The sequence below is a fragment of the Jeotgalibacillus alimentarius genome (genome assembly GCF_000829445.1).
Lineage (GTDB): Bacteria > Bacillota > Bacilli > Bacillales > Jeotgalibacillaceae > Jeotgalibacillus > Jeotgalibacillus alimentarius.
Genome location: NZ_JXRQ01000013.1, coordinates 1 through 1,535, shown reverse-complemented (window position 1 = coordinate 1,535; position 1,535 = coordinate 1). Strand labels below are relative to the sequence as shown.

General features: G+C 51.7%; 1 rRNA gene. It reads right to left on the bottom strand.

Going from position 1 to position 1,535, the window contains the following annotated elements:
* A 23S ribosomal RNA gene (locus tag KP77_RS03575) occupies positions 1-1,522 on the bottom strand; the annotation flags it as partial.
* Positions 1,523-1,535 lie beyond the last annotated feature (13 nt).

Sequence of the window (1,535 nt, the reverse complement as noted above, 5' to 3'; positions counted from 1 at the left end):
CTGCTTAAACACGCGCAACCAACGGCGTGCTCTCCTATCCTCCTGCGTCCCCCCATTACTCAAACGATGTGTTGGTGGTACAGGAATATCAACCTGTTGTCCATCGCCTACGCCTATCGGCCTCGGCTTAGGTCCCGACTAACCCTGAGCGGACGAGCCTTCCTCAGGAAACCTTAGGCATTCGGTGGAAGAGATTCTCACTCTTCTTTCGCTACTCATACCGGCATTCTCACTTCTAAGTGCTCCACCAGTCCTTCCGGTCTGACTTCACAGCGCTTAGAACGCTCTCCTACCACGAACCTCTAAGAGGTTCATCCACAGCTTCGGTGAATCGTTTAGCCCCGGTACATTTTCGGCGCAGGGTCACTCGACCAGTGAGCTATTACGCACTCTTTAAATGGTGGCTGCTTCTAAGCCAACATCCTGGTTGTCTAAGCAACCCCACATCCTTTTCCACTTAACGATTACTTGGGGACCTTAGCTGGTGGTCTGGGCTGTTTCCCTTTCGACTACGGATCTTATCACTCGCAGTCTGACTCCCATGGATAAGTCTTTGGCATTCGGAGTTTGTCTGAATTCGGTAACCCGTTGGGGGCCCCTAGTCCAAACAGTGCTCTACCTCCAAGACTCTTACTACATGAGGCTAGCCCTAAAGCTATTTCGGAGAGAACCAGCTATCTCCAGGTTCGATTGGAATTTCTCCGCTACCCACACCTCATCCCCGCACTTTTCAACGTGCGTGGGTTCGGGCCTCCAATGAGTGTTACCTCATCTTCACCCTGGACATGGGTAGATCACCTGGTTTCGGGTCTACAACCTGATACTACGACGCCCTATTCAGACTCGCTTTCGCTGCGGCTCCGCTTTCGCTTAACCTTGCATCAAATCGTAACTCGCCGGTTCATTCTACAAAAGGCACGCCATCACCCGTTAACGGGCTCTGACTACTTGTAGGCACACGGTTTCAGGATCTATTTCACTCCCCTTCCGGGGTGCTTTTCACCTTTCCCTCACGGTACTGGTTCACTATCGGTCACTAGGGAGTATTTAGCCTTGGGAGATGGTCCTCCCGGATTCCGACGGAATTTCACGTGTTCCGCCGTACTCAGGATCCACTCTGGAGAGAAACAGCTTTCGACTACAGGATTGTTACCTTCTGTGATGGGCCTTTCCAGACCGCTTCGTCTAACCGCTTCCTTTGTAACTCCGTATAGAGTGTCCTACAACCCCGAAAGGCAAGCCTTTCGGTTTGGGCTGTTCCCGTTTCGCTCGCCGCTACTCAGGGAATCGCATTTGCTTTCTCTTCCTCCAGGTACTTAGATGTTTCAGTTCCCTGGGTCTGCCTTCAACCGCCTATGTATTCAGCGGAAGATCATATCCCATTACGGATAAGGGGTTCCCCCATTCGGAAATCTCCGGATCACAGCTTACTTACAGCTCCCCGAAGCATATCGGTGTTCGTACCGTCCTTCATCGGCTCCTAGTGCCAAGGCATCCACCGTGCGCCCTTATTAACTTAACCTAGTTAAAAAGGT